Here is a 6000-nt window from a genome sequence, read left to right as displayed (position 1 = left end):
TTACCAGTTCCTTTAAATTCTTCAAAGATCACCTCATCCATTTTTGAACCAGTCTCAATCAGTGCAGTGGCTATGATAGATAGCGAGCCACCATTTTCTACATTTCTGGCTGCTCCGAAGAAACGCTTAGGCTTGTGCAATGCGTTGGCATCTACACCACCGGAAAGAATTTTTCCTGAAGAAGGCACCACAGTATTGTAAGCACGAGCCAGGCGGGTAATGGAGTCGAGTAGAATAACTACATCATGTCCACACTCTACCATACGCTTAGCCTTTTCCAGTACTATGTTCGACACCTTCACGTGTCTCTCGGCCTGCTCATCGAAAGTAGAAGATATTACCTCTGCTTTCACGCTTCTGGCCATATCTGTTACTTCTTCCGGACGCTCATCAATAAGCAAAATAATGAGGTAGCACTCCGGGTGATTTTCTGCTATAGCATTGGCTATCTCCTTCAGCAATACGGTTTTACCCGTTTTGGGCTGAGCCACAATCATTCCCCTTTGTCCTTTACCAATTGGAGCAAACATGTCCAAAATACGGGTAGACATAAGGCTTGGCTTGGTGCTCAACTTAAGCTGTTCCTCAGGGAAAAGTGGAGTCAGGTATTCAAACGGTACTCTGTCTCTGATTTCCTCTGTGGTTTTTCCGTTTACAGACTCAACACGCAGTAAGGCAAAATACTTTTCACCTTCTTTTGGTGGTCTAATCTGTCCTTTCACCGTATCACCGGTTTTCAGGCCAAACAGCTTAATTTGGGAAGGAGAAACATAAATATCATCCGGGCTGGCCAGGTAGTTATAATCTGAAGACCTGAGGAAACCGTAGCCATCCTGCATCATTTCGAGTACACCTTCATTTTCAATCAGGCCATCAAAATCTTTAATGTTTTGATTGTACTCTTGCTTTTTGCGCTTGTTTTCTTTTTTCTCCGAACGTTCCGTTTTTTCGTTCTGCTCGGTTTTCTCTGCTTTTTCAGGCTGGTTTTCAGCACTCTTCTCTTTCGAAGCCTCTTTCTTTTCCTCGGTAGGAGCTTCCTCTTTCGAGTTGCTGGCTGCGGCAGTATCCGTCACATTTTCTCTGCGTGGCCTTCTGCCAGACTTGTTGTCCGACTTGGGTCGCCTTTCGCGCGGCTCTGGTTTAGATTCCTTTTCTTGTGTGGTTTTCTCATCTTTAGGGGAGTCGGCTCCGGTGTCGGAGTCTGCCTTCTTGGGCAGTTTTTCGTCTGGTGTAATCGCCTGCTGATCGAGGATAGCGTAGATGAGATCTTGCTTGTTCAGCTTTTTGAAGTTCTTTACACCAAGATTTTCAGCAATTTCTTTCAGCTCTGAAAGAAGTCTGAGCTTCAGTTCTTCGATGTTATACATAAATGAATTTATTGGGAACCCTCGAATCTGAGGATTTTAAAAATGATTTCGGTTAAATGATTTGTAGTTAGAGATGATTGTTGGAAAGCATCCGATCATCTAAGGACAACGCAATATTAGACCAAACATTTAAACTCTCAAAATTTAGCCATTGTTTTTATTCGTTTTGCAGCTTTTATGGCCGTTTTTGGGCTTTTTATTCAGGCGAAATAGATAATTTAGCGCCCAAATTCAAAAAACTAATGCTTCAGGTAAATAACATTCTTGCTGAAAAAGAGAAATATGTGGTCGGCCTTAAGAAAAGGAACATCAATAACGCCACAGCCTTGTTGAACGAAGTGATTCAGTTAGACGAATCGCGCAAAAAGACACAGCAGGAATTAGACTCCAATTTGGCCGAAGCCAATACCATAGCCAAACAAATTGGGGCGCTTATGAAGCAAGGCAGAAGAGAAGAAGCAGAACAAATAAAAACACGTACTGCAGAACTCAAGCAACTGAACAAGGAACTTGCCGATCGGCTGAATGAAATTCAGTCGGAACTCACTCATAAGTTGTACAACATTCCAAACGTACCGCACGAATCGGTTCCTGCCGGTACTTCGGCCGATGACAATGAGGAGATTAAAAAGGCAGGCGAAATTCCGCAATTGAACGGACAGGCAGTTCCCCATTGGGATCTCATTAAAAAATACGACATCATAGACTTTGACCTGGGGGTAAAAATTGCCGGTGCGGGTTTTCCTGTATACAAGGGCAAGGGTGCCCGTTTACAAAGAGCCCTGGTCAATTATTTTCTCGATGAAGCTGTAAAAGCAGGCTATGCCGAAGTGCAACCACCCATAGTGGTAAATGAAGCCAGCGGATACGGCACCGGCCAGTTGCCCGACAAAGAAGGACAGATGTATCATGTACAGGCCGAAAACCTATATCTGATTCCAACGGCAGAAGTGCCCATTACCAACCTTTACCGCGATGTGATTTTAAACGAAAGCGAATTACCGGTGAAGAACGTTGGTTTTACACCCTGCTTTAGGCGAGAAGCCGGTAGCTGGGGGGCACATGTAAGGGGCTTGAACCGGCTACACCAGTTCGACAAGGTAGAAATTGTTCAGATTAGAAAACCTGAGGAGTCTTATCAGGCGCTGAACGAAATGTGTGCACATGTAGAGCACCTACTGAATAGCCTCAACCTGCCATACCGAATTCTGAAACTTTGTGGAGGCGACATGGGCTTTACCTCTGCTCTAACATATGACTTTGAGGTATACTCAGCCGCTCAGGAAAAATGGTTGGAAGTTAGCTCTGTATCTAACTTTGAAACTTATCAGGCCAACCGTCTTAAACTGCGCTACAAAGACGAAAACAAAAAGTCGATTCTTTTGCACACCTTAAATGGTAGTGCCATGGCTCTGCCGAGAATTATGGCAGCCATTTTGGAAAATAACCAAGATGAAAATGGCATCGCCATTCCGGAGGTTCTGCATATGTACACCGGTTTCGAACGAATTTAATGACACCATAAAAACTCATGAAAAGCAGGTCTTTATATATAAGGACCTGCTTTTTTATAACCTCCCACTTGCAAAGCCTCGCCAACCCTAAAGAGTCGTTTGGCTAGGAGGCCTCAAACTCATGGCTTAACTTGCCTCTATGAAAATTCGAAAAGGTGTAAAATCAGACCTGCCGTCTGTACTTGAGCTCATAAAAGAACTAGCCGTTTATGAAAAGGCGCTTCATGAAGTAGAAATAACCCTTGAACAACTGGAAGAAGACGGTTTTGGAGAAGAGCCGGTTTTCCAATTTTTAGTGGCAACGGAAAATGAAGAAATTGTGGGCCTGGCACTTTACTACTTTCGTTATTCTACCTGGAAGGGCAAAGCTATATACCTGGAAGATCTGGTGGTTAAAGAATCGCACCGTGGAAGGGGCTATGGTCAAAAGCTTCTCGATGCCATTGTGGAAGAAGCTCGACAAACCGGATCGAAGCAAGTCAGGTGGCAAGTGCTGGACTGGAACGAACCAGCCATTAACTTCTACAAAAAGCTAGGCGCTCACTTAGACGATGAGTGGATTAACTGCACGCTCACTGCCAAACAAATAGCCAACTATTAAACCGTTTCGAGCAAGGTTCTAAAGGCCGCAAACTGATTAGGGAACTGTAAGTGATGCTTCTGCTGAAGTTCAGGGGCAAACATTGACAGATACATCTGTACGTTGTTCATATGCTCAGCAAAGTATTGAATACTGTAAGAAGAAGATTCCGGATCGTCCGTATTGAGCACCTTAAAGAACTTATGATCTAAAAACTGGTTGGTAGCCAGCACTTCCGGTATGTGAATGTCTTTCATCCATTTTACCCACTCCTTCTCCACTTTTTTATCGATCGCTACTGTAACGTTATATAGAATCATTTTTTGTCCTTTGGCCTCAAAATTAACCTTTATTTTTGAGCTAACATTTTTTAAGCCAACCGAGTTTCTCTCCCTATGCTTGCCAAGATAGACCAACTTCCTTTTGTCAATCAAAAAAATGCCTTGTGGCTTTTGGTGGCCATGCACCTGGCCGGTGCAGTCGGACTATACTTTCAAGGCACACAATCGCTTTTCCAGAGCCTTACCCCTTTCAATCTGCTGGCTACGGCTGCCATTGTGCTCCACTTCGAGGAACAAAAGAAAAGGGGCTACTTCCTGTTCATAATTCTCACCTTTGGAATTGGCTTTTTTGCCGAGGTTGTGGGCGTAAAAACGGGCCTATTATTCGGCCACTACACATACGGAAACACTCTGGGCTGGAAATTGCTGGACGTTCCCCTTGCCATTGGATTAAACTGGGTGGTGCTGGTATACTGTGCAGGCATGCTGGCCAAAAAGCTCACCAAGTCGCTGCATGTGGCGGCACTGCTCGGAGCCCTTATAATGACTCTGATAGACCTACTCATAGAACCTGTGGCCATTACCTACGACTTCTGGCAATGGAAAGGCAGCGAAATTCCAATGACCAACTACATGGGCTGGTTTGTGCTGAGCCTTGGGCTTCAATACCTCTTTAATTTTCTTGCTCCCCGGTCAAACAATCCTCTGGCTATTAAGCTTTTATTTATACTAGCCGGTTTCTTTGCTGTGCTCAATTTAATTTGAAGGGTTTAAAACAATTGATAATACATAGAGTTTGAAAAGCAAATGTGGAACGCAGTTCTATGGACATTAATGGGTTTTTGTTTGATGGAAGCCTTTTCATGGGTAATTCATAAATATTTGATGCACGGTGTACTTTGGAATATTCACAAAACTCACCACACCCATGGCAAAGGATTCTTTGAACTCAACGATGTGTTTACTTGCATCTTCGGAGGTACGGCCATTACGCTCATTCTTCTGGGAGTAGAACAGCTAGACTATCGTTTTTGGATTGGCTGCGGTATTAGTCTTTATGGAATGTCGTACTTTTTGCTTCACGATGTACTTATACATCGGAGGTTAAAATGGTTCGACAAACCCAAAAACAAATACCTCAAAGCTATAGCAGAAGCCCATAAGGCCCATCATCAAACACAGAAAGAAAATGCTGTGTCTTTCGGCTTATTTGTCGTGCCGAGAAGGTTTTTGAAGGAAGAAGGAAATAAAGAGTAGGGGATTGGCAAATTATTCGATTAAAGATTTAGAACACCTTTCGGGAATTAAAGCGCATACGCTCAGAATTTGGGAGCAACGATATGGGCTCATCAACCCGAAAAGAACAGATACAAATATCAGATTTTACGATCAGGACGATCTGAAATTGATATTGAACGTGTCTTTGTTGAAAGATAACGGATTCAAAATTTCCAAAATCGCTCAAATGAGCAAAGAGGAGATGCATGAAACCGTCTTGGAAATTGCCGACAAGGCCACCAGCTTTGCCGATCAGATTTATGGCCTCACTCTGGCCATGATAGACCTTGACGAACAACGGTTCGAAAAAATAATTTCATCCAATACACTTAAAATTGGTTTTGAGCGCACCATGCTCAATATAATCTATCCATTCCTCACCAAAATAGGAATCATGTGGATCACCGATTCCATCAACCCGGCTCAAGAGCACTTTATTTCTAATCTCATTCGGCAAAAAGTAATCGTAGCCATAGACGGCCAATACGAAACCTATGATGAAGAAGCCAAGAAGTATATGCTCTTTCTCCCGGAAGGCGAACTGCATGAACTAAGTCTTTTGTTTGCCAACTACCTTATTCGTGCTCGAGGCAATCGCGTGGTCTACCTGGGTCAAAATATGCCTTTCCAAGATTTACAAGTGGCCTTCAACGCCTATAAACCTGACTACCTTCTCACCATTATGACCACCAAAGACCGAAACATTTCTACGGAAGAATACCTGGCCAATCTGGCCGATAATTTTTCGGATACCCCCATATTGGTGGCCGGCAGCCAGGTAATTGGACAAGATTTGGAATTGAAAGAAAATATTGTTCAGATAGCCAACCCCAATCATTTGCTCGAATTCATAGAAGAGCAGCAGGGACACTCAGTTAGCCGATAGTTTCTCCAATATTTTTAGAGGGTTACCTAGTTAAATCGTATAACATACGTTTAGACATTATTTGTGTCTTCACAAACGGCTCTTATAAGACGCT

General features: G+C 43.3%; 7 protein-coding genes. 5 read left to right on the top strand and 2 right to left on the bottom strand.

Features of this window, described 5'->3' with window-relative positions; all coding sequences use genetic code 11:
* Window positions 1-1367, bottom strand: a 1367-nt coding sequence (gene rho, locus B3763_RS00535; RefSeq protein ID WP_286742494.1) for a transcription termination factor Rho, incomplete at its 3' end; no start/stop codon positions are given.
* 242 nt (window positions 1368-1609) lie between these two features.
* Here rho and serS point away from each other — a divergent pair.
* Together serS and B3763_RS00525 are read left to right on the top strand one after the other, a co-directional pair.
* A complete protein-coding gene (gene serS, locus B3763_RS00530) occupies window positions 1610-2881 on the top strand; it encodes a serine--tRNA ligase (protein WP_286742491.1) in 1272 nt (423 codons plus the stop codon).
* 139 nt (window positions 2882-3020) lie between these two features.
* Complete coding sequence (locus B3763_RS00525) at window positions 3021-3482, top strand: GNAT family N-acetyltransferase (protein WP_286742488.1); 462 nt, start codon at window positions 3021-3023, stop codon at window positions 3480-3482.
* Here the strand turns inward: B3763_RS00525 and B3763_RS00520 are convergent.
* The gene (locus tag B3763_RS00520) at window positions 3479-3781 is read right to left on the bottom strand and encodes a DUF4286 family protein (RefSeq protein ID WP_189629215.1); all 303 of its coding nucleotides are present in this window, start codon (window positions 3779-3781) and stop codon (window positions 3479-3481) included. The two genes, B3763_RS00525 and B3763_RS00520, sit on opposite strands and share 4 nt — an antisense overlap.
* Window positions 3782-3856: 75 nt before the next feature.
* Here B3763_RS00520 and B3763_RS00515 point away from each other — a divergent pair, with 75 nt between their 5' ends.
* Genes B3763_RS00515 through B3763_RS00505 form a run of 3 tightly spaced genes read left to right on the top strand, consistent with a single transcriptional unit; the run spans window position 3857 to window position 5906 of the window.
* Window positions 3857-4507 carry a carotenoid biosynthesis protein gene (locus B3763_RS00515; protein WP_286742484.1) on the top strand — a complete coding sequence of 217 codons (651 nt, stop codon included), beginning with the start codon at window positions 3857-3859 and terminating at the stop codon, window positions 4505-4507.
* Between the two features lie 42 nt (window positions 4508-4549).
* Window positions 4550-4999, top strand: coding sequence for a sterol desaturase family protein (locus tag B3763_RS00510; RefSeq protein ID WP_286742482.1), 450 nt, complete (start codon window positions 4550-4552; stop codon window positions 4997-4999).
* Window positions 5000-5003: 4 nt separating this feature from the next.
* Window positions 5004-5906: a MerR family transcriptional regulator gene (locus tag B3763_RS00505; protein WP_189629212.1), complete on the top strand. Its 903-nt coding sequence runs from the start codon at window positions 5004-5006 to the stop codon at window positions 5904-5906.
* Window positions 5907-6000 lie beyond the last annotated feature (94 nt).

This window comes from Roseivirga sp. UBA1976 (genome assembly GCF_002336325.1).
In the GTDB taxonomy this organism is placed as follows: domain Bacteria; phylum Bacteroidota; class Bacteroidia; order Cytophagales; family Cyclobacteriaceae; genus Roseivirga; species Roseivirga thermotolerans.
Note: the sequence above shows the minus strand (reverse complement) of the source record. Positions and strands in the feature narration are given on the sequence as shown.

Bases quoted from the DNA above. Each gene is read 5' to 3' on its own strand.
- serS (WP_286742491.1), top strand. From the start codon at position 1,610: ATGCTTCAGGTAAATAACATTCTTGCTGAAAAAGAGAAATATGTGGTC.
- B3763_RS00525 (WP_286742488.1), top strand. From the start codon at position 3,021: ATGAAAATTCGAAAAGGTGTAAAATCAGACCTGCCGTCTGTACTTGAG.
- B3763_RS00520 (WP_189629215.1), bottom strand. From the start codon at position 3,781: ATGATTCTATATAACGTTACAGTAGCGATCGATAAAAAAGTGGAGAAG.
- B3763_RS00515 (WP_286742484.1), top strand. From the start codon at position 3,857: ATGCTTGCCAAGATAGACCAACTTCCTTTTGTCAATCAAAAAAATGCC.
- B3763_RS00510 (WP_286742482.1), top strand. From the start codon at position 4,550: ATGTGGAACGCAGTTCTATGGACATTAATGGGTTTTTGTTTGATGGAA.